Source organism: Pseudomonas sp. FYR_2, from assembly GCF_043106425.1.
In the GTDB taxonomy this organism is placed as follows: Bacteria; Pseudomonadota; Gammaproteobacteria; order Pseudomonadales; family Pseudomonadaceae; genus Aquipseudomonas; species Aquipseudomonas monteilii.
This window is the reverse complement of sequence record NZ_JBICMM010000058.1, coordinates 116,001-139,645: the sequence shown is the minus strand read 5'-3', so window position 1 is coordinate 139,645 and position 23,645 is coordinate 116,001. Positions and strand designations below refer to the sequence as shown.

General features: G+C 57.8%; 35 protein-coding genes and 1 pseudogene. 34 read left to right on the top strand and 2 right to left on the bottom strand.

The window, feature by feature from the left end; all coding sequences use genetic code 11:
• The 31 genes and pseudogenes from ACF8R4_RS25360 to bfr form a co-directional block, all read left to right on the top strand.
• Positions 1-231, top strand: a pseudogene (locus tag ACF8R4_RS25360) (elongation factor Tu); the annotation flags it as partial.
• 141 nt (positions 232-372) lie between these two features.
• On the top strand, positions 373-684 hold the full coding sequence (gene rpsJ, locus ACF8R4_RS25355; RefSeq protein WP_003186070.1) for a 30S ribosomal protein S10: 312 nt from the start codon (positions 373-375) through the stop codon (positions 682-684).
• A gap of 80 nt (positions 685-764) precedes the next feature.
• Positions 765-1,400 carry a 50S ribosomal protein L3 gene (gene rplC, locus ACF8R4_RS25350; RefSeq protein ID WP_003257089.1) on the top strand — a complete coding sequence of 212 codons (636 nt, stop codon included), beginning with the start codon at positions 765-767 and terminating at the stop codon, positions 1,398-1,400.
• Between the two features lie 12 nt (positions 1,401-1,412).
• Entirely contained in the window at positions 1,413-2,015 is a 603-nt protein-coding gene (gene rplD, locus ACF8R4_RS25345) for a 50S ribosomal protein L4 (protein ID WP_003255485.1), read from the top strand.
• Complete coding sequence (gene rplW, locus ACF8R4_RS25340; RefSeq protein ID WP_003255484.1) at positions 2,012-2,311, top strand: 50S ribosomal protein L23; 300 nt, start codon at positions 2,012-2,014, stop codon at positions 2,309-2,311. The genes rplD and rplW overlap by 4 nt, the downstream gene beginning before the upstream one ends.
• A gap of 14 nt (positions 2,312-2,325) precedes the next feature.
• Positions 2,326-3,150: a 50S ribosomal protein L2 gene (rplB, locus tag ACF8R4_RS25335; RefSeq protein ID WP_003255483.1), complete on the top strand. Its 825-nt coding sequence runs from the start codon at positions 2,326-2,328 to the stop codon at positions 3,148-3,150.
• 16 nt (positions 3,151-3,166) lie between these two features.
• Complete coding sequence (gene rpsS / locus ACF8R4_RS25330; protein ID WP_003255482.1) at positions 3,167-3,442, top strand: 30S ribosomal protein S19; 276 nt, start codon at positions 3,167-3,169, stop codon at positions 3,440-3,442.
• An 11-nt stretch (positions 3,443-3,453) separates the two neighbouring features.
• Entirely contained in the window at positions 3,454-3,786 is a 333-nt protein-coding gene (gene rplV, locus ACF8R4_RS25325) for a 50S ribosomal protein L22 (protein ID WP_003103908.1), read from the top strand.
• A gap of 13 nt (positions 3,787-3,799) precedes the next feature.
• Positions 3,800-4,486, top strand: coding sequence for a 30S ribosomal protein S3 (rpsC, locus tag ACF8R4_RS25320; RefSeq protein WP_003255481.1), 687 nt, complete (start codon positions 3,800-3,802; stop codon positions 4,484-4,486).
• A 12-nt stretch (positions 4,487-4,498) separates the two neighbouring features.
• Positions 4,499-4,912, top strand: coding sequence for a 50S ribosomal protein L16 (gene rplP / locus ACF8R4_RS25315; protein WP_003255479.1), 414 nt, complete (start codon positions 4,499-4,501; stop codon positions 4,910-4,912).
• On the top strand, positions 4,912-5,103 hold the full coding sequence (rpmC, locus tag ACF8R4_RS25310) for a 50S ribosomal protein L29 (RefSeq protein WP_002555481.1): 192 nt from the start codon (positions 4,912-4,914) through the stop codon (positions 5,101-5,103). The genes rplP and rpmC overlap by 1 nt, the downstream gene beginning before the upstream one ends.
• Positions 5,104-5,105: 2 nt before the next feature.
• On the top strand, positions 5,106-5,372 hold the full coding sequence (gene rpsQ, locus ACF8R4_RS25305) for a 30S ribosomal protein S17 (protein WP_003255478.1): 267 nt from the start codon (positions 5,106-5,108) through the stop codon (positions 5,370-5,372).
• 23 nt (positions 5,373-5,395) lie between these two features.
• Positions 5,396-5,764, top strand: a complete 369-nt coding sequence (rplN, locus tag ACF8R4_RS25300) for a 50S ribosomal protein L14 (protein ID WP_002555479.1) — start codon at positions 5,396-5,398, stop codon at positions 5,762-5,764.
• Positions 5,765-5,775: 11 nt separating this feature from the next.
• Positions 5,776-6,090 (top strand): 50S ribosomal protein L24, encoded by a 315-nt coding sequence (rplX, locus tag ACF8R4_RS25295; RefSeq protein ID WP_016715319.1) that lies wholly within the window; start codon positions 5,776-5,778, stop codon positions 6,088-6,090.
• A gap of 20 nt (positions 6,091-6,110) precedes the next feature.
• A complete protein-coding gene (rplE, locus tag ACF8R4_RS25290) occupies positions 6,111-6,650 on the top strand; it encodes a 50S ribosomal protein L5 (protein WP_003255474.1) in 540 nt (179 codons plus the stop codon).
• Between the two features lie 13 nt (positions 6,651-6,663).
• The gene (gene rpsN / locus ACF8R4_RS25285; RefSeq protein WP_009681970.1) at positions 6,664-6,969 is read left to right on the top strand and encodes a 30S ribosomal protein S14; all 306 of its coding nucleotides are present in this window, start codon (positions 6,664-6,666) and stop codon (positions 6,967-6,969) included.
• Positions 6,970-7,178: 209 nt separating this feature from the next.
• Positions 7,179-7,571: a 30S ribosomal protein S8 gene (gene rpsH, locus ACF8R4_RS25280; RefSeq protein WP_009681971.1), complete on the top strand. Its 393-nt coding sequence runs from the start codon at positions 7,179-7,181 to the stop codon at positions 7,569-7,571.
• A 12-nt stretch (positions 7,572-7,583) separates the two neighbouring features.
• Entirely contained in the window at positions 7,584-8,117 is a 534-nt protein-coding gene (gene rplF, locus ACF8R4_RS25275; RefSeq protein WP_009681972.1) for a 50S ribosomal protein L6, read from the top strand.
• Between the two features lie 10 nt (positions 8,118-8,127).
• On the top strand, positions 8,128-8,478 hold the full coding sequence (gene rplR / locus ACF8R4_RS25270) for a 50S ribosomal protein L18 (RefSeq protein WP_009681973.1): 351 nt from the start codon (positions 8,128-8,130) through the stop codon (positions 8,476-8,478).
• Between the two features lie 3 nt (positions 8,479-8,481).
• Positions 8,482-8,982 carry a 30S ribosomal protein S5 gene (gene rpsE / locus ACF8R4_RS25265; protein ID WP_003255465.1) on the top strand — a complete coding sequence of 167 codons (501 nt, stop codon included), beginning with the start codon at positions 8,482-8,484 and terminating at the stop codon, positions 8,980-8,982.
• A gap of 2 nt (positions 8,983-8,984) precedes the next feature.
• The gene (rpmD, locus tag ACF8R4_RS25260; RefSeq protein ID WP_003255463.1) at positions 8,985-9,161 is read left to right on the top strand and encodes a 50S ribosomal protein L30; all 177 of its coding nucleotides are present in this window, start codon (positions 8,985-8,987) and stop codon (positions 9,159-9,161) included.
• 3 nt (positions 9,162-9,164) lie between these two features.
• On the top strand, positions 9,165-9,599 hold the full coding sequence (gene rplO, locus ACF8R4_RS25255; RefSeq protein WP_003255461.1) for a 50S ribosomal protein L15: 435 nt from the start codon (positions 9,165-9,167) through the stop codon (positions 9,597-9,599).
• Positions 9,600-10,931 (top strand): preprotein translocase subunit SecY, encoded by a 1,332-nt coding sequence (secY, locus tag ACF8R4_RS25250; protein ID WP_003257108.1) that lies wholly within the window; start codon positions 9,600-9,602, stop codon positions 10,929-10,931.
• 28 nt (positions 10,932-10,959) lie between these two features.
• Positions 10,960-11,076, top strand: a complete 117-nt coding sequence (gene rpmJ / locus ACF8R4_RS25245; RefSeq protein ID WP_002555468.1) for a 50S ribosomal protein L36 — start codon at positions 10,960-10,962, stop codon at positions 11,074-11,076.
• A 131-nt stretch (positions 11,077-11,207) separates the two neighbouring features.
• Positions 11,208-11,564 carry a 30S ribosomal protein S13 gene (gene rpsM, locus ACF8R4_RS25240; RefSeq protein ID WP_003255457.1) on the top strand — a complete coding sequence of 119 codons (357 nt, stop codon included), beginning with the start codon at positions 11,208-11,210 and terminating at the stop codon, positions 11,562-11,564.
• An 18-nt stretch (positions 11,565-11,582) separates the two neighbouring features.
• Positions 11,583-11,972, top strand: coding sequence for a 30S ribosomal protein S11 (rpsK, locus tag ACF8R4_RS25235; RefSeq protein ID WP_003255454.1), 390 nt, complete (start codon positions 11,583-11,585; stop codon positions 11,970-11,972).
• A gap of 15 nt (positions 11,973-11,987) precedes the next feature.
• The gene (gene rpsD, locus ACF8R4_RS25230) at positions 11,988-12,608 is read left to right on the top strand and encodes a 30S ribosomal protein S4 (protein ID WP_009681977.1); all 621 of its coding nucleotides are present in this window, start codon (positions 11,988-11,990) and stop codon (positions 12,606-12,608) included.
• A gap of 22 nt (positions 12,609-12,630) precedes the next feature.
• The gene (locus tag ACF8R4_RS25225; protein ID WP_003255452.1) at positions 12,631-13,632 is read left to right on the top strand and encodes a DNA-directed RNA polymerase subunit alpha; all 1,002 of its coding nucleotides are present in this window, start codon (positions 12,631-12,633) and stop codon (positions 13,630-13,632) included.
• A gap of 42 nt (positions 13,633-13,674) precedes the next feature.
• Complete coding sequence (gene rplQ, locus ACF8R4_RS25220) at positions 13,675-14,061, top strand: 50S ribosomal protein L17 (protein ID WP_003255451.1); 387 nt, start codon at positions 13,675-13,677, stop codon at positions 14,059-14,061.
• Between the two features lie 172 nt (positions 14,062-14,233).
• Entirely contained in the window at positions 14,234-15,673 is a 1,440-nt protein-coding gene (locus ACF8R4_RS25215) for a catalase (protein WP_060499571.1), read from the top strand.
• Positions 15,674-15,836: 163 nt separating this feature from the next.
• Entirely contained in the window at positions 15,837-16,301 is a 465-nt protein-coding gene (gene bfr, locus ACF8R4_RS25210; protein ID WP_016715322.1) for a bacterioferritin, read from the top strand.
• 72 nt (positions 16,302-16,373) lie between these two features.
• Here bfr and uvrA read toward each other — a convergent pair whose 3' ends face one another.
• Positions 16,374-19,208: an excinuclease ABC subunit UvrA gene (gene uvrA / locus ACF8R4_RS25205; protein ID WP_060499570.1), complete on the bottom strand. Its 2,835-nt coding sequence runs from the start codon at positions 19,206-19,208 to the stop codon at positions 16,374-16,376.
• A 129-nt stretch (positions 19,209-19,337) separates the two neighbouring features.
• On the opposite strand from uvrA, the gene ACF8R4_RS25200 reads away from it, so the two are divergent.
• The 3 genes from ACF8R4_RS25200 (at position 19,338) to ACF8R4_RS25190 (ending at position 21,951) form a co-directional block, all read left to right on the top strand.
• Positions 19,338-20,732, top strand: coding sequence for an MFS transporter (locus ACF8R4_RS25200; protein ID WP_060499569.1), 1,395 nt, complete (start codon positions 19,338-19,340; stop codon positions 20,730-20,732).
• A gap of 9 nt (positions 20,733-20,741) precedes the next feature.
• On the top strand, positions 20,742-21,284 hold the full coding sequence (locus ACF8R4_RS25195) for a single-stranded DNA-binding protein (protein ID WP_104833549.1): 543 nt from the start codon (positions 20,742-20,744) through the stop codon (positions 21,282-21,284).
• Between the two features lie 211 nt (positions 21,285-21,495).
• The gene (locus ACF8R4_RS25190; RefSeq protein WP_104833548.1) at positions 21,496-21,951 is read left to right on the top strand and encodes a hypothetical protein; all 456 of its coding nucleotides are present in this window, start codon (positions 21,496-21,498) and stop codon (positions 21,949-21,951) included.
• Between the two features lie 223 nt (positions 21,952-22,174).
• Here ACF8R4_RS25190 and ACF8R4_RS25185 read toward each other — a convergent pair whose 3' ends face one another.
• Positions 22,175-23,551, bottom strand: coding sequence for a PLP-dependent aminotransferase family protein (locus ACF8R4_RS25185; RefSeq protein ID WP_060499567.1), 1,377 nt, complete (start codon positions 23,549-23,551; stop codon positions 22,175-22,177).
• Between the last annotated feature and the right edge of the window lie 94 nt (positions 23,552-23,645).

Sequence of the window (23,645 nt, the reverse complement as noted above, 5' to 3'; positions counted from 1 at the left end):
CGTCACACTCCGTTCTTCAAAGGCTACCGTCCTCAGTTCTACTTCCGTACCACTGACGTGACCGGTAACTGCGAGCTGCCGGAAGGCGTTGAAATGGTAATGCCAGGTGACAACATTCAGATGACTGTTACCCTGATCAAGACCATCGCAATGGAAGACGGTCTGCGCTTCGCTATCCGTGAAGGCGGTCGTACCGTCGGCGCCGGCGTCGTAGCCAAAATCATCGAGTAATCACTCGACCGATTGAAAAAACCCCCGCTCAGCGGGGGTTTTTTTTATTGGGTTGACACTAAATGGGGGCGTCTATAGAATCACGCCTCCTTTTAGCGGGCGTAGTGCGTCCGTTGGGAACAGCCTGGAGTCTGAAATCCAATGCAAAATCAGCAAATCCGTATCAGGTTGAAGGCTTTCGACCATCGCCTGATCGACCAATCCACCCAGGAAATCGTGGAAACCGCGAAACGTACTGGTGCACAAGTGCGTGGTCCAATTCCACTGCCTACCCGCAAAGAGCGTTTCACCGTTCTGGTCTCCCCGCACGTCAACAAAGACGCGCGTGACCAGTACGAGATTCGCACTCATAAGCGTGTTCTGGACATCGTCCAGCCAACGGATAAAACCGTTGACGCGCTGATGAAGCTTGATCTGGCGGCAGGTGTGGAAGTACAGATCAGCCTCGGCTAAGACTTCGGTCTAGTCGTGTAACGCTCTGAAATGGGCGGCCATAGCGGGTGAAAGCCCCGTACACTCATGAGGTTTACAACATGACTATTGGTGTAATCGGTCGCAAGTGCGGTATGACCCGCATTTTCACCGAAGAAGGTGTCTCCATTCCGGTCACGGTCATTGAGATCGAGCCGAATCGTGTCACCCAGTTCAAAACTGAAGAAACCGATGGCTACCGTGCAGTGCAAGTCACTGTCGGCGAGCGTCGTGCTTCGCGTGTGACTGCCGCTCAGGCAGGTCACTTCGCCAAGGCTAACGTTGCCGCTGGTCGCGGTGTCTGGGAGTTCCGTCTTGAAGAAGGCGATTTCCAGGCTGGCGATCTGATCAAAGCTGAACTCTTCACTGCAGGCCAGCTGGTAGACGTTACTGGTCAGTCCAAAGGTAAAGGCTTCGCCGGTACCATCAAGCGCTGGAACTTCCGTGGTCAGGACAACACCCACGGTAACTCCGTGTCGCACCGTGTTCCTGGTTCCATCGGCCAGTGCCAGACTCCTGGTCGTGTGTTCAAGGGCAAGAAAATGTCCGGTCACATGGGCGCCGAGCGCGTGACTGTTCAGTCCCTGGAAGTAGTTCGCGTAGACGCTGAACGCAACCTGCTGCTGGTTAAGGGTGCCGTTCCTGGCGCTACTGGCGGCGACGTGGTTGTACGTCCAGCTGTCAAGGCTCGCGGTTAAGGGGAAACTGACATGCAACTCAATGTAAATGACGCTCAGGCGATCGAAGTTTCCGAACTGACTTTCGGTGGCGAATTCAACGAGACGCTGGTTCACCAAGCAGTCGTGGCCTACATGGCTGGCGGCCGTCAGGGCACCAAGCAGCAAAAGACCCGTTCCGACGTGGCTGGTGGCGGTAAGCGCCCATGGCGTCAGAAGGGTACTGGCCGTGCTCGTGCTGGTACCACTCGTGGTCCGATCTGGCGTGGCGGTGGTGTAACCTTCGCAGCTCGCCCTCAAGATCACTCGCAGAAGCTCAACAAGAAGATGTACCGCGCAGCCCTGCGCTCCATCCTCGCTGAGCTGGTGCGTAGCGACCGTCTGGTCGTGGTTCAGGACTTCGCTGTCGAAGCACCGAAAACCAAAGATCTGCTGAACAAGCTGAACGGCATGGGTCTGAGCGACGTATTGATCGTTTCCGACGCTGTTGATCAGAACCTGTACCTGGCTGCTCGCAACCTGCCGCACGTCGACGTACGTGACGTACAAGGTTCCGACCCGGTCAGTCTGATCGCATACGAGAAAGTGTTGATCACTGTCTCGGCCGTGAAGAAATTCGAGGAGCTGCTGGGATGAACCAGGAACGCGTATTCAAAGTCCTCCTTGGCCCGCACGTTTCCGAGAAGGCTACCGTTCTGGCTGAGAAAAAAGGCCAGTTCGTATTCAAGGTTGCTACTGATGCAACCAAGCTGGAAATCAAGAAAGCTGTCGAAGGCCTGTTCAACGTAAAAGTTGAAAACGTGTCGACTGTTAACGTTCTGGGTAAAACCAAGCGTACCGCACGTGGTCTGGGCAAGCGTAATGACTGGAAGAAGGCGATCGTCTCCCTTCAGCCAGGCCAAGATCTCGATTTCAGCAGCAGTGCTGAGTAAGGAAGGGGTGCATCATGGCAATCGTTAAATGCAAACCGACTTCCCCTGGCCGCCGTTTCGTGGTCAAGGTGGTCAACAAGGAGCTGCACAAAGGCGCTCCTCACGCACCGCTGATCGAGAAGAAATCGAAGTCTGGTGGTCGTAACAACAATGGCCGCATTACCACTCGTCACGTTGGTGGTGGTCATAAGCAGCATTACCGTCTGGTCGACTTCCGTCGCAACGACAAAGATGGCATTCCAGCCACTGTCGAGCGTATCGAATACGATCCAAACCGTACTGCTCACATCGCCCTGCTGTGCTACGCAGACGGTGAGCGTCGCTACATCATCGCCCCTAAAGGCGTGAGCGCTGGCGACCAGCTGATCGCAGGTGCCCTGGCCCCAATCAAGGCCGGTAACTCCCTGCAGCTGCGCAACATTCCAGTGGGTTCCACCATTCACGGCATCGAACTGAAGCCGGGTAAAGGTGCTCAGATCGCTCGTTCCGCTGGTGCTTCGGCTCAGCTGATCGCTCGCGAAGGTGTCTACGTGACCCTGCGTCTGCGCTCTGGTGAAATGCGTAAAGTCCTGGCTGAGTGCCGTGCGACCCTGGGCGAAGTCTCGAACTCCGAGCACAGCCTGCGTTCGCTGGGTAAAGCTGGTGCCAAACGCTGGCGCGGCGTTCGCCCAACCGTTCGTGGTGTTGCCATGAACCCGGTTGACCACCCACACGGTGGTGGTGAAGGTCGTACCTCCGGTGGTCGTCATCCGGTATCGCCATGGGGCTTCCCAACCAAGGGTGCTAAAACCCGTGGTAATAAGCGTACCGACAACATGATCGTCCGTCGTCGCAAGTAACTAGAGGGATACGACAGTGCCACGTTCTCTGAAAAAAGGTCCTTTTATCGATCTTCACCTGCTGAAGAAGGTCGAAGTGGCGGTGGAGAAGAACGATCGCAAGCCAGTTAAAACCTGGTCGCGCCGTTCGATGATCCTGCCACAAATGGTCGGTCTGACCATCGCGGTACACAACGGTCGTCAACATGTCCCAGTTCTCGTGAACGAAGACATGGTCGGCCACAAACTGGGCGAGTTCGCCGGTACCCGCACCTACCGCGGGCACGTGGCTGACAAGAAAGCCAAGCGTTAAGGGGTAAGGAAATGGAAGTAGCCGCTAAGTTGTCGGGCGCTCGCATCTCCGCCCAGAAAGCCCGCTTGGTCGCCGACCAGATCCGCGGGAAGAAGGTGGGCGAAGCGCTCAACCTGTTGGCCTTCAGCAGCAAAAAAGCCGCTGAAATCATGAAGAAAGTCCTCGAGTCGGCCGTAGCCAACGCCGAACACAACGAAGGCGCAGACGTTGATGACCTGAAGGTCTCCACCGTCTTCGTCAACGAAGGGCGTTCGCTGAAGCGCATCATGCCACGTGCCAAAGGCCGTGCTGATCGCATCGTCAAGCGGTCTTGCCATATCACTGTCAAGGTTGCGGACAAGTAACGGAGTCGATCAGATGGGTCAGAAAGTACATCCCACTGGCATTCGCCTGGGAATCGTCAAGGAGCACACCTCCGTCTGGTACGCAGACGGTGCTACTTACGCAGATTACCTGTTGAAGGATCTGAAAACGCGTGAGTACCTCCAAGACAAACTAAAAAGCGCGTCCGTAAGCCGTATCGATATTCATCGTCCGGCTCAAACTGCACGCATCACCATCCACACCGCTCGTCCAGGTATCGTTATCGGGAAGAAAGGTGAAGATGTCGAGAAGCTGCGTCAGGACCTGACCAAGCAGATGGGTGTGCCTGTGCACATCAACATCGAAGAGATCCGCAAGCCGGAACTCGACGCTATGCTGGTTGCGCAGAGCGTAGCTCAGCAGCTGGAACGCCGCGTAATGTTCCGTCGCGCCATGAAGCGCGCCGTACAGAACGCCATGCGTATTGGTGCCAAGGGCATCAAGATCCAGGTGAGCGGTCGTCTCGGCGGTGCTGAGATTGCTCGTACCGAGTGGTATCGCGAAGGTCGTGTGCCGCTGCACACCCTGCGTGCCGATATCGACTACAACACCTACGAAGCTCACACCACTTACGGTGTGATCGGTGTGAAGGTTTGGATCTTCAAAGGCGAAGTTATTGGTGGTCGCCAAGAAGAACTGAAACCACAAGCACCAGCGCCTCGTAAAAAAGCTGCTAAGTAAGGGGTACGCCAAATGTTGCAACCAAAGCGTACAAAATTCCGCAAGCAGATGACTGGCCACAACCGTGGTCTGGCACTGCGCGGTAGCAAAGTCAGCTTCGGCGAGTTCGCCCTGAAAGCTGTTGCTCGCGGTCGCCTCACCGCTCGCCAGATCGAGTCCGCACGTCGTGCGCTGACCCGTCACGTTAAACGTGGCGGCAAGATCTGGATCCGTGTGTTCCCGGACAAGCCGATCTCCAAGAAACCTCTCGAGGTTCGTATGGGTAAAGGTAAGGGTTCCGTGGAGTACTGGGTTGCCCAGATCCAGCCAGGTAAAGTCCTGTACGAGATCGAGGGTGTTTCTGAAGAGCTGGCGCGCGAAGCATTCGCCCTGGCTGCTGCAAAGCTGCCTCTCGCCACCTCCTTTGTTAAGCGGACGGTGATGTGATGAAAGCGAATGAACTTCGTGAAAAATCGGCACAGCAACTGAACGAGCAACTGCTCGGCTTGCTGCGCGACCAGTTCAATCTGCGTATGCAGAAAGCAACTGGCCAGTTGGGGCAGTCGCACCTGCTCTCGCAAGTTAAGCGTGACATCGCTCGCGTGAAAACTGTGCTCAACCAGCAGGCAGGTAAGTGATCATGGCTGAAGCTGAAAAAACCGTCCGTACGCTGACTGGCCGTGTCGTCAGCGACAAAATGGACAAGACCATCACCGTTCTGATCGAGCGTCGCGTAAAGCACCCGATCTACGGTAAATACGTTAAGCGTTCGACTAAGCTGCACGCGCACGACGAAGCCAACCAGTGCAAGATCGGCGACAAGGTTTCCATCCGTGAAACCCGTCCGCTGGCCAAGACCAAGTCCTGGGCACTGGTTGAAGTCCTCGAACGCGCTGTTGAAGTCTAAGGGCTAGGGGTCGGAGAAATTTTATGATTCAGACTCAATCCATGCTCGATGTGGCCGATAACAGCGGCGCTCGTCGCGTCATGTGCATCAAGGTGCTCGGTGGTTCGCACCGCCGTTACGCCGGCATCGGTGACATCATCAAGGTTACCGTCAAGGAAGCAATTCCGCGCGGTAAGGTCAAAAAAGGCCAAGTGATGACTGCTGTTGTCGTGCGCACCCGTCACGGTGTTCGTCGCGCTGACGGTTCCATCATTCGTTTCGACGGCAACGCTGCTGTTCTGCTGAACAACAAGCAAGAGCCGATCGGCACTCGCATCTTCGGGCCAGTGACCCGTGAACTTCGTACTGAGAAGTTCATGAAGATCGTCTCGCTCGCCCCTGAAGTGCTGTAAGGAGATCCGACATGCAAAAGATTCGTCGTGACGACGAGATCATCGTGATCGCCGGCAAAGACAAAGGTAAGCGCGGTAAGGTGCTGAAGGTTCTGGCTGACGACCGTCTGGTCGTTGGTGGTGTGAACCTGGTCAAGCGTCATACCAAGCCTAACCCGATGGCGGGCGTACAGGGCGGTATCGTCGAGAAAGAAGCGCCTCTGCACGCTTCCAACGTTGCCATCTTCAACGGCGAAACCAACAAGGCTGACCGCGTTGGTTTCAAAGTAGAAGACGGTAAAAAAATTCGTGTCTTCAAGTCGACCCAAAAAGCGGTTGATGCTTGAACACTGCTAGGTAGAAGACCATGGCACGACTGAAAGAGATTTACCGGAACGAAATCGCTCCTAAGCTTAAGGAAGAACTTAAGCTGTCGAACGTGATGGAAGTTCCGCGCGTTACCAAAATCACCCTGAACATGGGTCTGGGCGAAGCGATCGGTGACAAGAAAGTCATCGAGCACGCTGTTGCCGACCTGGAAAAGATCACCGGTCAAAAGCCGGTTGTGACTTTCGCTCGCAAATCCATCGCTGGCTTCAAAGTCCGCGAAGGCTGGCCGATCGGCGTCAAGGTGACCCTGCGTAGCGACAAGATGTACGAATTCCTGGACCGCCTGCTGGCGATCTCCCTGCCTCGGGTTCGCGACTTCCGCGGCCTGAATGCCAAGTCCTTCGATGGCCGTGGCAACTACAGCATGGGCGTGAAAGAGCAGATCATCTTCCCGGAAATCGACTACGACAAGATCGATGCTCTGCGCGGTTTGGACATCACCCTGACCACCACTGCTCGTTCGGACGACGAAGGCCGCGCTCTGCTGCGTGCTTTCAAGTTCCCGTTCCGCAACTGATTGGAGTAGGAAAATGGCCAAGAAGAGCATGAAAAACCGCGAGCTGAAGCGTCAGCTCACGGTAGCCAAGTTCGCTAAGAAGCGTGCTGAGCTGAAAGCGACCATCGTCAACGTTAACGCCTCTCCAGAAGAGCGTTTCGCTGCCGTTGTCGCTCTGCAGAAGCAGCCACGTGATGCTAGCGCCTCGCGCCTGCGCAACCGTTGCCGCCTGACCGGTCGTCCTCACGGTGTATACCGTAAGTTCGGCCTGGGCCGTAACATGCTGCGTCAAGCTGCAATGCGCGGTGACGTACCAGGTCTGGTCAAGGCCTCCTGGTAATCGCTGCAGGCTGGATCCCGGCGCAAGGGGAGCAATCTTCCGACCGCCGGTGACCTTGCCAACAAACAAGCCCCTATATGGGGCTTGTTTCGTTTCTGCCTTGTGTCTAGAATGACCGGCTCACCTGAGCCTGGGTTTTTTACCCTGCCTGCTTGGGTGGTTGTGATAGCCGCAAGGCTAATAATTCTTGTATCAGGAGCATCTAGCCCATGAGTATGCAGGACCCGTTAGCGGACATGCTAACTCGCATCCGTAATGCCCAGATGGCTGAAAAGTCCGTCGTAAGCATGCCTTCCTCCACCCTGAAGGTCGCGGTTGCCAAAGTTCTGAAAGACGAAGGTTACATCGCTGGCTACCAGGTTACTGGTGAGGCCAAGCCTTCCCTGTCGATCGAGCTGAAGTACTTCGAAGGCCGTCCGGTCATCGAGGAACTGAAGCGTTCCAGCCGTCCTGGCCTGCGCCAGTACAAGTCCGTCGCAGAACTGCCGAAAGTACGTGGCGGCCTGGGCGTGTCTATCGTCTCCACCAACAAAGGTGTGATGACTGATCGCGCTGCGCGCGCTGCCGGTGTCGGCGGCGAAGTTCTGTGCACAGTGTTCTAAGGGGAGATAGGCATGTCTCGCGTCGCTAAGAACCCCGTTAAGCTGCCAGCAGGCGTCGAAGTCAAATTCGCCGGCCAGCAGCTTTCGGTGAAGGGTGCCAAAGGCACTCTCGAACTGAACGTTCACTCGTCTGTTGAAGTTACCGAAGAGTCTGGCGAGCTGCGTTTCGTCGCTCGCAACGGTGACCAGCAAGCTCGCGCCATGGCCGGTACCACCCGCGCTCTGGTGAACAACATGGTCCAAGGCGTAAGCCAAGGCTTCGAGCGTAAGCTCCAGCTGGTCGGTGTTGGTTACAAGGCACAGGCTAAAGGCACCGTCCTGAACCTGGCTCTGGGCTTCTCGCACCCAGTGGACTACGAACTGCCAGCCGGCATCACCGCTGAAACCCCAAGCCAGACCGACATCCTGATCAAGGGTATCGACAAGCAGCTGGTGGGTCAGGTGGCCGCTGAAATCCGCGACTTCCGTCCGCCAGAGCCTTACAAAGGCAAGGGTGTGCGTTACGCGGACGAAGTAGTCCGTCGTAAAGAAGCCAAGAAGAAGTAGGGCCTAGCAAATGACCGACAAAAAAGTTATCCGACTGCGTCGCGCTCGCAAAGCACGTCTCAAGATGCACGAACTCGAAGTCGTGCGCCTGTGCGTGTTCCGCTCCTCGCAGCACATCTACGCCCAGGTCATTTCGGCCGACGGCAGCAAGGTTCTGGCAAGCGCCTCGACCTTGGACAAAGAACTGCGTGATGGCGCCACTGGCAACATCGACGCGGCCACTAAGGTTGGCAAGCTGGTAGCTGAGCGTGCGAAAGCCGCCGGTGTATCTCAAGTTGCCTTTGACCGTTCCGGCTTCAAGTACCATGGCCGCGTCAAAGCGCTGGCTGATGCTGCTCGTGAAGGCGGGCTGGAGTTCTAAGTTATGGCAAATAACGATCAAAAGCGCGACGAAGGCTACATCGAGAAGCTGGTTCAAGTTAACCGCGTTGCCAAAACCGTAAAAGGCGGCCGTATCTTCACCTTCACCGCGCTGACCGTGGTAGGTGATGGTAAAGGTCGTGTTGGCTTCGGCCGTGGCAAATCGCGCGAAGTACCAGCCGCGATCCAGAAAGCCATGGAAGCTGCTCGCCGCAACATGATCCAGGTTGACCTGAAGGGCACCACCCTGCAGTACGCCACCAAGGCTGCCCACGGCGCCTCGAAGGTTTACATGCAGCCTGCCTCGGAAGGTACCGGTATCATCGCCGGTGGCGCAATGCGTGCTGTCCTGGAAGTTGCTGGTGTTCAGAACGTTCTGGCCAAGTGCTACGGTTCGACCAACCCAGTGAACGTGGTTTACGCCACCTTCAAGGGTCTGAAAGCCATGCAATCTCCTGAATCCATTGCTGCCAAGCGCGGCAAGAGCGTCGAGGAGATCTTCTGATCATGGCAACCGTAAAAGTAACGCTGATCAAGAGCGTCTCGGGCCGTCTGCCTAACCACAAACTGTGCGTTAAAGGCCTGGGTCTGCGTCGCATCGGTCACACTGTAGAAGTCCAGGATACTCCCGAGAACCGCGGGATGATCAACAAGGCTTACTACATGCTGAAGGTCGAGGGTTAATCGATGAAACTCAATGATCTGAGTCCAGCGCCGGGTTCCCGTCGCGAGAAGCATCGTCCAGGTCGTGGTATCGGTAGCGGTCTGGGTAAGACCGGCGGCCGTGGCCACAAAGGTCAGACTTCCCGTTCGGGTGGTTCGATCGCTCCTGGCTTCGAAGGCGGTCAACAGCCGCTGCACCGTCGTCTGCCGAAGTTCGGCTTCGTTTCCCTGAAAGCCATGGACCGCGCCGAAGTGCGTCTGTCCGAGCTGGCCAAAGTGGAAGGCGACGTGATCTCCGTGCAATCCCTGAAGGATGCCAACGTGATCAACCAGCACATTCAGCGTGTGAAAATCATGCTGTCTGGCGAAGTTACTCGCGCAGTCACCATCAAGGGCATCGCAGCCACCAAGGGTGCGCGTGCGGCTATCGAAGCAGCTGGCGGCAAATTCGAGGAATAAATGGCTAAGCAAGGTGCTCTCTCTTCGCTCGGTAAGGGCGGGATGTCGGAACTCTGGGCTCGTCTGCGCTTTCTGTTCATGGCGATCATCGTCTATCGGATAGGTGCGCATATCCCGGTTCCCGGCATCAATCCGGACCGTCTGGCGGATCTGTTTCGGCAGAATGAGGGGACCATTCTTAGCTTGTTCAACATGTTTTCCGGTGGCGCGCTTGAGCGCATGAGCATCTTTGCACTGGGGATCATGCCGTACATCTCGGCATCGATCATCATGCAGCTGATGACGGCGGTCAGCCCGCAACTGGAGCAGTTGAAGAAGGAAGGTGAAGCTGGCCGTCGCAAGATCAGCCAGTACACCCGCTACGGCACCGTTATCCTGGCACTGGTTCAAGCCATTGGCATGTCCATTGGCCTGGCCAACCAGGGCGTGGCGTTTTCTGTAGGCCTGGGCTTCCATGTCGTTGCCGTCTCCACCTTCGTGGCGGGCGCGATGTTCATGATGTGGCTGGGCGAGCAGATCACCGAGCGCGGTGTGGGCAACGGTATCTCGATGTTGATCTTCGCAGGTATCGTTGCCGGTCTTCCGAGAGCAATCGGGCAGTCTTTCGAGTCTGCACGCACAGGCGATATCAACATTTTCGCCCTGGTCGCTATCGGTTTGCTGGCAGTAGCGATTATCGGTTTCGTGGTGTTCATTGAGCGTGGTCAGCGTCGTATCGCCGTTCACTATGCCAAGCGTCAGCAGGGCCGCAAGGTCTTCGCTGCGCAGACCAGCCACTTGCCGTTGAAAGTGAACATGGCGGGGGTTATCCCGGCCATTTTCGCGAGCAGCATTTTGCTGTTCCCGGCTTCGCTGGGTGCCTGGTTCGGTCAGTCCGAAGGTATGGGCTGGCTGCAGGACATCTCGCAGTCGATCGCTCCTGGTCAGCCGTTGAACATTCTGCTGTTTAGTGCAGGGATCATTTTCTTCTGCTTCTTCTACACAGCGTTGATGTTCAACCCGAAAGACGTAGCGGAAAACCTGAAGAAGTCCGGTGCCTTTATTCCGGGTATCCGTCCTGGTGAGCAGTCGGCACGCTACATTGATGGCGTTCTGACTCGTCTGACCATGTTCGGTGCTCTTTACATGATGGCCGTCTGCCTTCTGCCCCAGTTCCTGGTGGTGGCAGCAAATGTGCCGTTCTACCTTGGCGGGACCTCGTTGCTGATTGTGGTAGTGGTTGTGATGGACTTCATGTCCCAAGTACAATCGCACCTCGTTTCGCACCAGTACGAATCCCTGATGAAGAAAGCCAACCTGAAAGGCTACGGTGGCAGCGGTCTGCTGCGCTGATACGCCCCTAAGGTTCGAGGAGTCGGTAATGAAAGTTCGTGCATCGGTGAAAAAGCTGTGCCGTAACTGCAAGATCATCCGTCGCGAAGGCGTCGTACGAGTGATCTGCAGCGCGGAACCGCGTCACAAACAGCGCCAAGGCTGAGTGTGATCTGCGCTTCAAACCCAGCAGCTAGTGTGCTGCTGGGTTGATTATTCGTTTCTACAGCGATATTATCTCGCGCCCTATTTCTTGGCTTCCGGGGCGTAGGTAGCTGTCAATTGGAGTCCCACTGAATGGCCCGTATTGCAGGCGTCAACATTCCAGATAACAAGCATACTGTTATCTCGCTGACCTACATCTATGGTGTCGGTCGCACAACTGCACAGAAGATCTGTGCAGACGCTGGTGTAAACCCAGCCGCTAAGATCAAGGATCTGAGCGACGAGCAAATCGAAACCCTGCGTGGCGAAGTCGCGAAGTTCACCACCGAAGGTGACCTGCGTCGTGACATCAACATGAAGATCAAACGCTTGATGGACCTGGGTTGCTACCGCGGCCTGCGTCATCGTAAAGGTCTGCCGGTTCGCGGTCAGCGCACCAAGACCAACGCACGCACCCGTAAGGGCCCGCGTAAGCCGATCCGCAAGTAATCGCCCAGGAATATAGACATGGCAAAACCTGCTGCTCGTCCTCGTAAGAAAGTCAAAAAGACAGTGGTTGATGGCATCGCCCACATCCATGCCTCTTTCAACAACACCATCGTGACCATCACCGACCGTCAGGGCAATGCTTTGTCCTGGGCGACCTCCGGTGGTTCGGGTTTCCGTGGTTCGCGCAAATCCACCCCGTTCGCAGCTCAGATCGCTGCTGAGCGTGCTGGTCAAGCTGCGCTGGAATACGGTCTGAAGAACCTCGACGTTAACGTCAAGGGTCCAGGTCCAGGTCGTGAGTCCGCCGTTCGTGCATTGAACAGCTGCGGCTACAAGATCGCCAGCATCACCGACGTGACGCCAATCCCGCACAACGGGTGCCGTCCGCCGAAGAAGCGTCGCGTGTAATCAGGAGACAGAAGAATGGCACGTTACATTGGTCCAAAATGCAAACTGTCTCGTCGTGAAGGCACTGACCTGTTCCTGAAGAGCGGCGTTCGCGCTCTGGAATCGAAGTGCAACATCGAAGCAGCCCCAGGTATCCACGGCCAGCGCCGTGGCCGTCAGTCTGACTACGGCACCCAGCTGCGTGAGAAACAAAAAGTCCGTCGTATCTACGGTGTTCTGGAGCGTCAGTTCCGCGGTTACTACCAAGCTGCTGCCTCGAAAAAAGGCGCAACCGGTGAGAACCTGCTGCAACTGCTCGAGTGCCGTCTGGATAACGTCGTTTACCGTATGGGCTTCGGCTCGACTCGTTCTGAGTCGCGTCAGCTGGTTTCGCACAAAGCGATCAGCGTCAACGGTAAGACTGTAAACATTCCATCCTACCAAGTTCGTCCGGGTGACGTGGTCGCGGTTCGCGAGAAATCGCTGAGCCAGCTGCGCATTGTTCAAGCCCTTGAACTGTGCGCCCAGCGTGGCCGCGTTGAGTGGGTTGACGTGGATGCTGCTAAAAAGTCGGGCGTTTTCAAGAACGTTCCTGCTCGCAGCGACCTGTCTGCCGACATCAACGAGAACCTGATTGTCGAGCTCTACTCCAAGTAAGGGCTAGAAAATAGGTGCATCCATGCAGATTTCGGTAAATGAGTTCCTGACTCCCCGCCACATTGATGTGCAGGTAGTCAGTCCGACCCGCGCCAAGATCACGCTCGAGCCTCTCGAGCGTGGTTTCGGCCATACCCTGGGCAACGCGCTGCGCCGCATCCTGTTGTCCTCCATGCCTGGCTGTGCAGTAGTCGAGGCCGAGATCGATGGCGTACTCCACGAGTACTCCGCGATCGAAGGTGTTCAGGAAGACGTCATTGAAATCCTGTTGAACCTGAAAGGCCTGGCTATCAAACTGCACGGTCGTGACGAAGTTACGCTGACCTTGTCGAAAAAGGGTTCGGGGGTGGTTACCGCTGCCGATATTCAGCTGGATCACGATGTCGAGATCGTCAACCCCGATCACGTAATCGCGAACCTGGCGTCGAACGGCGCCCTGAACATGAAGCTCACTGTAGCTCGTGGTCGTGGTTACGAGCCGGCCGACTCCCGTCAAACCGACGAAGACGAAAGCCGTAGCATTGGCCGTCTGCAGTTGGACGCTTCGTTCAGCCCGGTGCGTCGTATCGCCTATGTGGTCGAGAACGCCCGTGTTGAGCAGCGTACCAACCTGGACAAACTGGTCATTGATCTGGAAACCAACGGCACCCTGGACCCTGAAGAGGCAATCCGCCGCGCTGCGACCATCCTGCAACAGCAGCTGGCCGCGTTCGTCGACCTCAAAGGTGACAGCGAGCCTGTCGTAGTCGAGCAGGAAGACGAGATCGATCCGATCCTGCTGCGTCCGGTTGACGACCTGGAACTGACTGTACGTTCGGCCAACTGCCTCAAGGCGGAGAACATCTACTACATCGGCGACCTGATTCAGCGTACCGAAGTAGAGCTGTTGAAGACTCCTAACCTCGGCAAGAAGTCCCTGACTGAAATCAAGGACGTCCTGGCCTCTCGTGGTCTGTCTCTCGGCATGCGCCTCGACAACTGGCCGCCTGCAAGTCTTAAGAAAGACGACAAGGCGACCGCCTGATCGTCGTAATCACCGAACGTAGTGTTTGGTAAGGAATGAATCATGCGTCATCGTAAAAGTGGACGTCACCTGAGCCGTACCAGCTCTCACCGCAAGGCTATGTTCCAGAACATGGCAGTGTCGCTGATCGAGCACGAGCTGATCAAAACCACCCTGCCGAAAGCCAAGGAACTGCGCCGCGTTGCCGAGCCGCTGATCACCCTGGCCAAGGAAGACAGCGTTGCTAACCGTCGTCTGGCCTTCGACCGTACCCGTTCGAAGTCCGCTGTTGGCAAACTGTTCAACGACCTGGGCAAGCGTTACGCCACCCGTCAGGGCGGCTACCTGCGCATCCTGAAGTGCGGTTTCCGCGCTGGCGACAACGCGCCTATGGCGTACGTCGAGCTGGTTGATCGTCCGGTCGGCGGTGCTGTAGAAGCTGCTGAGTAAGACGTTCTGTCTGCTACAAAGAACCGGGCCTAGTGCCCGGTTTTTTGTGTCTGTTGGTATTGTTAATTTCTATTGATGTAAATCAGTTAATGAATTTGTCCCTGTAACCTTGCTCGTCAATACTCTCTCCATAGCCGATTAGCCGGCGCTTCAAGACCGATAAGGAGAGCCCATGAGCAAGATTCTCACCACCGCCAGCGGTGCACCTGTAGCCGACAACCAGAACTCCCGCTCCGCCGGCCCACGCGGCCCGCTGCTGCTTGACGACTTCCACCTGATTGAGAAGCTCGCCCATTTCAACCGTGAGAACATTCCAGAGCGCCGGGTTCACGCGAAGGGTTCGGGCGCCTATGGCACTTTTACCGTAACCCGCGACATCACCGATTACACCAGCGCCAAACTGTTCGAGCAGATTGGCAAGCAGACGGAGACATTCCTGCGCTTCTCTACCGTGGGTGGCGAACGTGGTTCTGCGGACACAGAGCGCGATCCGCGCGGATTTGCCGTCAAGTTCTACACCGAGGAAGGTAACTGGGACATCGTGGGTAACAATACGCCAGTGTTCTTCATTCGTGATCCGCTCAAGTTCCCGGACTTTATCCACACCCAGAAACGTCACCCGCAGTCCAACCTGAAGAACGCCCAGATGATGTGGGATTTCTGGTCGCACTCGCCCGAGGCGCTGCACCAGGTCACCATCCTGTTCTCCGACCGGGGCATTCCGGATGGCTACCGCCACATGCACGGCTTTGGCAGCCACACCTACAGCCTGATCAATGCCCAGGGTGAGCGCACTTGGGTCAAATGGCACTTCAAGACCCAGCAAGGCATCAAGAACCTCGCCCCGGCAGAGGCCGCACGCTTGGCAGGTACTGATCCGGACTACGCCCAGCGCGACCTGTTCGAAGCCATTGAGCGTGGCGATTATCCACGCTGGACTGTCTGCATCCAGGTGATGAGCGAAGCCGAGGCCGCGAGCCGCGACGAGAACCCGTTCGACGTGACCAAAACCTGGTCGCAAAAGGACTACCCATTGATCGAAGTGGGCGTGCTTGAGCTTAACCGCAACCCGCTCAACTACTTCGCCGAGGTCGAGCAGGCTGCCTTCGGGCCAAGCAACATGGTGCCAGGGGTTGGCCTGTCGCCGGACCGCATGCTGCAGGGCCGCGTGTTCGCCTACGCGGACGCACACCGCTACCGTGTGGGGACTAACCACCAACAGTTGCCGGTGAACGCACCACGCTGCCCGGTCAACAGCTACCAGCGCGACGGCTCCATGGCCACTGGCAGCTATGGCAGTGCACCGAACTACGAACCCAACAGCTACGCCGCGGCACCGAAACAGTCGCCACGTCACGCCGAGCCCGCATTGGCTCTGAATGGCTCGGCCGACCGTTACGATCACCGCGAGGACACTGACTACTACAGCCACGCCGGCGCGCTGTTCCGCCTGATGAGTGACGAGCAGAAAGCCCTGCTGATCAGCAACATCGCTGGAACCATGGCGGGTGTCAGTGAGGACGTCATCCAACGCCAGTTGCAGTACTTCTTCCAGGCCGACCCGGCCTATGGAGAAGGGATCGCCAAAGCCCTGGGCATCAATCTCGCCTAAGTCGAAGTGATAAGAAGAACCGCCCTCATTCGGGCGGTTTTTCAATGAATATCACTACTGTTTAACCGATTTTTTGCTTCTAATTGCGCATTTTTCAGTGACCGCAGGCAAAAGCTGGTTCACACTATGTGGCATAGACGTTTTCATATGGAGAAGCAGGGCGATGCAAGGCCACCCGGACGTAATCAACTACCTCGTCACGTTGCTGAAGGGCGAACTGGCAGCACGCGACCAGTACTTCATTCATTCGCGCATGTACGAAGACTGGGGCCTGACCAAGCTCTACGAGCGTATCAACCACGAGATGGAAGAAGAGACGCAGCACGCTGATGCCCTGATGCGTCGCATCCTGATGCTCGAAGGCACACCTGACATGCGTGCAGACGACCTGGAAGTCGGCAGCACCGTGCCGGAAATGATCGAGGCCGACCTCAAGCTTGAGTACAAGGTGCGCGGTGCGCTGTGCAAAGGCATCGAGCTGTGCGAGCTGCACAAGGACTACATCAGCCGTGACATCCTGCGTGCGCAACTGGCGGACACCGAAGAAGATCACACCTACTGGCTGGAGAAGCAGCAGGGTCTGATCAAGGCCATTGGCCTGGAGAACTACCTGCAGTCGCAGATGTAAGTTACCCACAGTCTCAAGAAAAAGCCCCTGACACCAATGGTGCCAGGGGCTTTTTCATTCCATCAGCAACACTCAGGCCCGGTCCCGCTCCAGCAGCGGTTTCAGGTAATGCCCGGTATAGGACTGCTTCATCTCGCTCAGTTCTTCCGGCGTACCGCAGGCAATGATCTGTCCCCCTTTGGAACCACCCTCCGGGCCGAGGTCCACCAGCCAGTCAGCAGTCTTGATCACATCCAGGTTGTGCTCGATCACCACCACGGTATTGCCGTGATCACGCAGGCGATGCAGCACGTCCAGCAACTGCTGGATATCGGCAAAGTGCAGGCCCGTGGTGGGTTCATCCAGGATATACAGGGTTTTGCCGGTATCGCGCTTGGACAACTCGCGGGACAGCTTCACCCGCTGCGCCTCACCACCAGACAAGGTAGTCGCCGACTGGCCCAGCTTGATGTACGACAGGCCTACATCCATCAGTGTTTGCAGCTTGCGCGCCAGCGCTGGCACTGCGTCGAAGAATTCGCGGGCATCCTCGATGGTCATTTCCAGCACCTCGTGGATGTTCTTGCCCTTGTACTTGATCTCCAACGTTTCGCGGTTGTAGCGCTTGCTCTTGCACACGTCGCACGGCACGTAGATGTCTGGCAGGAAGTGCATCTCGACCTTGATCAGGCCATCGCCTTGGCAGGCCTCGCAACGGCCACCCTTGACGTTGAACGAGAAACGTCCCGGGCCATAGCCGCGTGAGCGCGACTCCGGCACCCCGGAGAACAGCTCGCGGATAGGGGTGAAAATACCGGTGTACGTTGCCGGGTTCGAGCGCGGAGTGCGGCCGATCGGGCTCTGGTCGATATCCACCACCTTATCCAGGTGCTGCAGGCCGTCCATGCTGCTGTGCGCTGCGGCTTCCAGGCTGCTTGCGCCATTGAGGGCAGTAGCGGCCAAGGGGAACAGGGTGTTGTTGATCAGCGTCGATTTGCCCGAGCCGGATACCCCCGTCACGCAGGTCAGCAGGCCGATGGGGACTTCGAGGTCGACGTTCTGCAGGTTGTTGCCACGCGCACCCTTGAGCTTTAGTTGCAGCTTCTTGTTGCGCGGCGTGCGCTTGGCTGGCACGACGATCTTCTTGCGTCCGGACAAGTACTTGCCGGTTAACGAATCAGGGTGGTCCATGACCTCCTGTGGCGAGCCCTCGGCGACGATCTGGCCACCATGCACACCGGCCCCTGGGCCGATATCGACCACATAGTCGGCCAAGCGAATGGCGTCCTCGTCGTGCTCTACCACGATGACCGTGTTGCCCAAATCGCGCAGGTGGTTGAGGGTGGCCAGCAGGCGGTCGTTGTCGCGTTGATGAAGGCCGATGGACGGTTCATCAAGGATGTACATCACCCCGACCAGGCCGGCGCCAATCTGGCTGGCAAGCCGGATACGCTGGGCCTCGCCACCGGACAGGGTGTCGGCGCTACGGTCGAGGGTGAGGTAGTCGAGGCCGACGTTGACCAGGAACTGCAAGCGCTCGCAGATTTCCTTGAGGATCTTGGCGGCAATCTCGCCACGGCGGCCAGTCAGGGTCAGCTCGCCAAAGTAGTTGCTGGCTTCACCGATCGGTAGGTTGGTGACCGCCGGCAGCGTTTTTTCGCCTACCCACACATGGCGTGCTTCACGGCGCAGGCGAGTGCCACGGCAATCCGGGCAGGGCTGGGTGCCGAGGAACTTGGCCAGCTCTTCGCGTACGGTGGCCGACTCGGTCTCGCGGTAGCGGCGTTCCAGGTTCGGCACGATGCCTTCAAACGGGTGCGAGCGCTTTACGATATCGCCACGGTCGTTCAAGTACTTGAAGTCGATGCTTTGCTTGCCACTGCCTTGCAGGATCACCTTCTGGTGTTCTGCCGAGAGCTCGCCGAAGGGTTCTTCCAGGCTGAAGCCATAATGCGCGGCCAACGAGCCGAGCATCTGGAAGTAGTAAACGTTGCGTCGGTCCCAGCCGCGGATCGCACCTTCAGCCAGGGTGAGTTCGGTATTGACCAGGCGTTTGGTGTCGAAGAACTGCTTCACCCCCAGGCCATCGCAGGTCGGGCAGGCGCCAGCCGGGTTGTTGAAGGAGAACAGCTTGGGTTCCAGCTCGCTGATGGCATGGCCGCACACCGGGCAGGCGAAGCGGGCGGAGAAGATCATCTCTTCGCCTGGTTCGTCGTCCATCGGTGCTACCAGAGCGATCCCGTCGGCCAGCTTCAGTGCGGTCTCGAACGATTCAGCGAGGCGTTGCTGCAGGTCGGCGCGCACCTTGAAGCGGTCTACCACCACATCGATGCTGTGCTTTTTCTGTTTGTCCAGTTTGGGCAGTTCGTCCAGCTCGTAGAGCTTGCCGTTGACCCGGGCGCGTACGAACCCTTGAGCGCGCAACTCGTCAAACACGGCCAGGTGCTCACCCTTGCGCTCGCGCACCACCGGCGCCAGCAGCATCAGCTTGCTGCCTTCCGGGCGCTCCAGCACCAGGTCGACCATCTGGCTGATCGTTTGCGCCTCCAGCGGGATATCGTGGTCCGGGCAGCGTGGCGTACCCACGCGGGCATACAACAGGCGCAGGTAGTCGTAGATTTCAGTGATGGTGCCGACCGTGGAGCGTGGGTTGTGCGAGGTCGACTTCTGCTCGATGGAAATGGCCGGTGAGAGGCCTTCGATGGTATCGACGTCGGGCTTTTCCATCATCGACAGGAACTGCCGGGCGTAGGCCGACAGCGATTCCACGTAGCGGCGCTGGCCTTCGGCGTAGAGGGTGTCGAACGCCAGGGACGACTTGCCGGAACCGGACAGGCCGGTGATCACGATCAGCTTGTCCCGGGGCAGGGTCAGGTCGATGTTCTTCAGGTTGTGGGTACGTGCCCCACGAATCAGGATCTTGTCCACTGCGGCCTCGCTTGGCGGGCATAAACAAGGAAGTATACGGCGCGCCAGTATGACGCGGCAAAGCGTCGCGTAGATGCCGTTACGCTGTCGGACTGATAGAATCGCCGCCGGTTCACACGAGGTTAATCCATGCACGACACCCACAACGAGCGCATGAGTGGCGGCGAAACCCGCGCCGCTGGCGGCCTTGCTCTGGTCTTTGCCTTTCGTATGCTGGGCATGTTCATGGTCTTGCCGGTACTGGCTACCTACGGCATGGACCTGGCCGGCGCCACCCCTGCGCTGATCGGCCTGGCCATTGGCGCCTATGGCCTGACTCAGGCGGTATTGCAGATCCCGTTCGGGATGATCTCCGACCGCATCGGCCGCCGGCCGGTGATTTACCTGGGGCTGGTGATTTTCGCCCTGGGCAGTGTGCTGGCGGCCCAGGCCGACTCCATCTGGGGCGTGATCGCCGGGCGTGTTTTGCAGGGCGCCGGTGCGATTTCTGCCGCCGTCATGGCGTTGTTGTCCGATCTCACCCGCGAGCAACACCGGACCAAGGCCATGGCCATGATCGGCATGAGCATCGGCCTGTCGTTTGCCGTCGCCATGGTCGTCGGACCCTTGCTGACAAGTGCCTTCGGCTTGTCAGGATTGTTCCTGACCACGGCGGGGCTTGCCCTGGTAGGCATCCTGCTGATTGCCTTTGTCGTGCCCAACACGCATAGCATCCTGCAGCACCGCGAATCGGGCGTGGCGCGCCAGGCACTCGGCCCAACCCTGCGTCATCCGGACCTTCTGCGCCTGGACATAAGCATCTTCGTCCTCCATGCCATTCTCATGGCCAGCTTCGTCGCGCTGCCGCTGGCCTTCGTCGAGCGCGGTGGGCTGCCCAAGGAGCAGCACTGGTGGGTGTACCTGACCGCGCTGTTCATCTCATTTTTTGCAATGGTCCCGTTCATCATCTACGGCGAAAAAAAGCGCAAGATGAAACGCGTGTTGGCCGGCGCTGTCAGTGTCCTGCTGCTGACAGAGATATACTTCTGGGAGTGGGCTGACGGTTTGCGCGGACTGGTGATTGGCACCGTGGTATTCTTTACCGCATTCAACCTGCTGGAGGCATCGCTGCCTTCGCTGGTGAGCAAGGTGTCGCCTGCCGGTGGCAAGGGGACGGCGATGGGGGTCTACTCCACCAGCCAGTTCCTTGGTGCGGCGCTGGGCGGCATTCTCGGTGGCTGGTTGTTCCAGCACGGTGGGCTGGACACGGTGTTCCTCGGTTGCGCGGTGCTGTGTGCCATCTGGCTGGTCGTCGCCCTGCGCATGAACGAGCCGCCTTATGTGACCAGTCTGCGCATGCCGCTGACGCCTGAGGCAGTCCGTGAAGCCGGCCTGTCCGAGCGCCTGATGGCCGTGCCGGGTGTGACCGACGCTGTGGTGGTGGCTGAAGAAGCCGCTATCTATATCAAACTGGATACGAAAATTTTGGACCGTGCGACCCTCGAGCGACTGGTGAACCCAGCCTCTTCGGCGTGCGAAGCCTAGGAGAACGTTATGGCCCGTGGGGTTAACAAAGTCATTCTGGTCGGCACCTGTGGCCAGGATCCCGAAGTCCGCTACCTGCCCAACGGTAACGCCGTGACCAACCTGAGCCTGGCTACCAGCGAGCAGTGGACCGACAAGCAGTCGGGCCAGAAGGTAGAGCGTACCGAGTGGCACCGTGTGTCGCTGTTCGGCAAGGTTGCCGAGATCGCCGGCGAGTACCTGCGCAAAGGTTCGCAGTGCTACATCGAAGGCAAACTGCAGACCCGTGAGTGGGAAAAAGACGGTATCAAGCGCTACACCACTGAGATCATCGTCGACATCAACGGCACCATGCAGCTGCTGGGTGGCCGTCCGCAGGGCCAGCAGCAGGGCGGCGACCCGTACAATCAGGGTGGCGGCAACTACGGTGGCGGCCAGCCGCAACAGTACAACCAGGCTCCACGTCAGCAGGCCCAACGCCCGCAACAGGCCCCTCAGCGCCCGGCGCCGCAGCAGCCAGCGCCACAGCCGGCGGCTGACTTTGACAGCTTTGATGACGATATTCCGTTCTGATTCGAACGTTAAGGCATCGCGCCATACCAACAACCCGGAGCAGTCGCTCCGGGTTTTTTTTGCCCGCAGAAATTGAGAAATATGAAGTTACGGGAGGGGCCTCTAAATATCAGATTGTCTGTGTTGTTGTAGGCGGTTTCTGAAATTTCCTCTTGCGTCAACTATCTGCTGTCGCGATTGCTTAGCATCTATGTTTTCAAAGGAGTGGATCATGCAATCAGAGAGTGAAGGGTTTGATCGAATTGAATTTCAGCTGAATTCTTTATCAGGTGACTATCGGATCCCGGGGTTCAGCGAAGGCTACGCGGTATACCTCAAGGGTTGCGAAAAGGGGGCCGGTTACACTGGAGGCTTGCTGCTCCTGTTAGGTTTCGCCATTGCTGCGCTGGCCTTTGCAGCGCTGGTTTTCGGCCCGTCGACGATCTCCTACTACCGTTCTACCGGCCCTTCTTGGTTTCAGTATGTTCAGATGTACGCAGGGCCGATAATTACCGCTGGCGGAGCGCTATTTACCTTGGGTGGCTATCTGTATTCAAGGAAGGCAATGGGGCGAGAGGCGTTCCTGGTGACGATCTACAAACTTATCGCGCCGGATGGGCAAGTTGTTACTGGAACAGTTCAAATCCGGTATCTGGGAGGCGATAATTTCAATATAGCAATCAACTGACGGGCAGTTGGGACACAGGGTCGAAAAACATTTTCCTCGCTTGCTCCCATCCCGCCGGCATGGCCTTCAAGGTGCGCAGAATCAGTAGGAGCAGCCTTGCGCTACAAAAGGGCCATTGCAGCCGAAGATCATCGCCAGGCCCACTGGCCTGTTCGCAGCACAAGGCTGCTCCTTGTACATAGATAATGTGGTGCTCACAAGGGCAGTACCGTAGCCCACTTGCTTAGTAGAACAACCGCGGCTCCGGCGAGTCCAGCAGGCTTGCCAACTTGGTCAGGGCAAAGCCCAGTTCCTGGCGGCTGGGGCTCATCAGCGCGATGCGTACACCGCAGGTGGTGTGGCTACGTTCTGGTAAAAACTGGCTGCCGCTGACCACCGTCACGCCGTTGTTACGCGCCAGGTTGGCGAACTCGTCGCTGGTCCACGGCTCTGGCAACTCCAGCCAGATATGAAAGCTGTGGGGCTGAGTACGGATGTTGTATCGACCAAGAATCTCCCGAGCCATGTGCTGGCGCGCGGCCGCCTCGTCCTGCTGTACCCGTACCAACTGGTCGGCCATGCCGCTGTTGATCAGGTTACTGGCCAATTGCGCCATCAATGGCGAAGGCATCCACACGCTGCTGCGTACCATCGACGATAACCGTGACAGGGTTTGCGGCGGAGCGTACAGGTAGCCGATGCGCAGCGCCGGCAGCACGCTCTTGGACAGGCTGGTGAGGTACACCGAGCGTTCAGGCGCATACGCGGCCAGTGGCTTGTAATCCGGGGCGGGCTCAAGAAAACCGTAGATGTCGTCATCGACGATGAACAGGTCGAACTCGCGGGCGATCTCGGCGATGGCCTGGCGCCGTGCGTGGGGCATGATCGAGTTGGTCGGGTTCTGGTGCGTGGTGACGCATACCAGCAGGGAAGGGCGGTGCTCCAGGCAGGCCGCGCGCAATGCATCAGGAATAATGCCGTGCTCGTCCATGGCCACGGCGCGCAGGCGGCGGCCCATGCTGTGGGCCAGAGAGATGATGCCTGGGTAGCAAAACGACTCGCACAGCACCACATCGTCGCTCTTCGACAGGCTGCTGATGGCCACTAGCAGCCCATGCTGCGCGCCAGAGGTCAGTACAACCTGTTGCCAGCTTGCATCTGGCAGCCAGCGCTGAATCCAGGCCGCACCGGCTTGCTTGTGTGAGGTGTGGCCACCTTCGGTCACGTAGTCGAGTACTTGCCCCAAGCCCGAAGACGCGGCCAGTTCGCTGATGGCCGCGCCTAGCCACTCGCTCATGTGAGCGTCGTTGGGTTTGATGATCGAGAGATCGATCTGGCTGCTTTCGCCGGCAACGGGCGCCGACTGGATAGGCAATGGCTGTCGCTGCTGTTTCACAAATGTGCCACGCCCGACTTCGCCAACCACCAGGCCACGCTTGGCTGCCTCGTCGTAGGCCCTGCCGACGGTGCCGGGCGTCACACTCAGTGCCTCGGCGAGGTCCTTGAGGGTGGGTAAGCGATCACCTGCTGCAAGCCGACCACTTTCGATGTCCTGTTCAAGGGCATTAGCGATCATCAGGTAAACCGGCTGGGTTTGATCGCCGTAATGAGGGACCCACATGGAAAACGCACCAGATTCTGCAAGAGCGCGCAGCCTAGCATGAAAGCCCAGATGCAGCTAATGATGGTAATCGTGGGAATTGAGTTGAATTAAT

Bases quoted from the DNA above. Each gene is read 5' to 3' on its own strand.
- rpsE (WP_003255465.1), top strand. From the start codon at position 8,482: ATGGCAAATAACGATCAAAAGCGCGACGAAGGCTACATCGAGAAGCTG.
- rplF (WP_009681972.1), top strand. From the start codon at position 7,584: ATGTCTCGCGTCGCTAAGAACCCCGTTAAGCTGCCAGCAGGCGTCGAA.
- ACF8R4_RS25200 (WP_060499569.1), top strand. From the start codon at position 19,338: ATGCACGACACCCACAACGAGCGCATGAGTGGCGGCGAAACCCGCGCC.
- rplR (WP_009681973.1), top strand. From the start codon at position 8,128: ATGACCGACAAAAAAGTTATCCGACTGCGTCGCGCTCGCAAAGCACGT.
- ACF8R4_RS25215 (WP_060499571.1), top strand. From the start codon at position 14,234: ATGAGCAAGATTCTCACCACCGCCAGCGGTGCACCTGTAGCCGACAAC.
- rpsD (WP_009681977.1), top strand. From the start codon at position 11,988: ATGGCACGTTACATTGGTCCAAAATGCAAACTGTCTCGTCGTGAAGGC.
- rplE (WP_003255474.1), top strand. From the start codon at position 6,111: ATGGCACGACTGAAAGAGATTTACCGGAACGAAATCGCTCCTAAGCTT.
- rplX (WP_016715319.1), top strand. From the start codon at position 5,776: ATGCAAAAGATTCGTCGTGACGACGAGATCATCGTGATCGCCGGCAAA.
- rpsH (WP_009681971.1), top strand. From the start codon at position 7,179: ATGAGTATGCAGGACCCGTTAGCGGACATGCTAACTCGCATCCGTAAT.
- rpsQ (WP_003255478.1), top strand. From the start codon at position 5,106: ATGGCTGAAGCTGAAAAAACCGTCCGTACGCTGACTGGCCGTGTCGTC.
- rplC (WP_003257089.1), top strand. From the start codon at position 765: ATGACTATTGGTGTAATCGGTCGCAAGTGCGGTATGACCCGCATTTTC.
- rpsC (WP_003255481.1), top strand. From the start codon at position 3,800: ATGGGTCAGAAAGTACATCCCACTGGCATTCGCCTGGGAATCGTCAAG.
- rplW (WP_003255484.1), top strand. From the start codon at position 2,012: ATGAACCAGGAACGCGTATTCAAAGTCCTCCTTGGCCCGCACGTTTCC.
- rpsJ (WP_003186070.1), top strand. From the start codon at position 373: ATGCAAAATCAGCAAATCCGTATCAGGTTGAAGGCTTTCGACCATCGC.
- rplQ (WP_003255451.1), top strand. From the start codon at position 13,675: ATGCGTCATCGTAAAAGTGGACGTCACCTGAGCCGTACCAGCTCTCAC.
- secY (WP_003257108.1), top strand. From the start codon at position 9,600: ATGGCTAAGCAAGGTGCTCTCTCTTCGCTCGGTAAGGGCGGGATGTCG.
- rpmD (WP_003255463.1), top strand. From the start codon at position 8,985: ATGGCAACCGTAAAAGTAACGCTGATCAAGAGCGTCTCGGGCCGTCTG.
- rpsM (WP_003255457.1), top strand. From the start codon at position 11,208: ATGGCCCGTATTGCAGGCGTCAACATTCCAGATAACAAGCATACTGTT.
- rpsN (WP_009681970.1), top strand. From the start codon at position 6,664: ATGGCCAAGAAGAGCATGAAAAACCGCGAGCTGAAGCGTCAGCTCACG.
- rplP (WP_003255479.1), top strand. From the start codon at position 4,499: ATGTTGCAACCAAAGCGTACAAAATTCCGCAAGCAGATGACTGGCCAC.
- ACF8R4_RS25195 (WP_104833549.1), top strand. From the start codon at position 20,742: ATGGCCCGTGGGGTTAACAAAGTCATTCTGGTCGGCACCTGTGGCCAG.
- ACF8R4_RS25225 (WP_003255452.1), top strand. From the start codon at position 12,631: ATGCAGATTTCGGTAAATGAGTTCCTGACTCCCCGCCACATTGATGTG.
- ACF8R4_RS25190 (WP_104833548.1), top strand. From the start codon at position 21,496: ATGCAATCAGAGAGTGAAGGGTTTGATCGAATTGAATTTCAGCTGAAT.
- rplB (WP_003255483.1), top strand. From the start codon at position 2,326: ATGGCAATCGTTAAATGCAAACCGACTTCCCCTGGCCGCCGTTTCGTG.
- rplO (WP_003255461.1), top strand. From the start codon at position 9,165: ATGAAACTCAATGATCTGAGTCCAGCGCCGGGTTCCCGTCGCGAGAAG.
- bfr (WP_016715322.1), top strand. From the start codon at position 15,837: ATGCAAGGCCACCCGGACGTAATCAACTACCTCGTCACGTTGCTGAAG.
- rpsK (WP_003255454.1), top strand. From the start codon at position 11,583: ATGGCAAAACCTGCTGCTCGTCCTCGTAAGAAAGTCAAAAAGACAGTG.
- rpmJ (WP_002555468.1), top strand. From the start codon at position 10,960: ATGAAAGTTCGTGCATCGGTGAAAAAGCTGTGCCGTAACTGCAAGATC.
- rpmC (WP_002555481.1), top strand. From the start codon at position 4,912: ATGAAAGCGAATGAACTTCGTGAAAAATCGGCACAGCAACTGAACGAG.
- ACF8R4_RS25185 (WP_060499567.1), bottom strand. From the start codon at position 23,551: ATGTGGGTCCCTCATTACGGCGATCAAACCCAGCCGGTTTACCTGATG.
- rplV (WP_003103908.1), top strand. From the start codon at position 3,454: ATGGAAGTAGCCGCTAAGTTGTCGGGCGCTCGCATCTCCGCCCAGAAA.
- rplD (WP_003255485.1), top strand. From the start codon at position 1,413: ATGCAACTCAATGTAAATGACGCTCAGGCGATCGAAGTTTCCGAACTG.
- rplN (WP_002555479.1), top strand. From the start codon at position 5,396: ATGATTCAGACTCAATCCATGCTCGATGTGGCCGATAACAGCGGCGCT.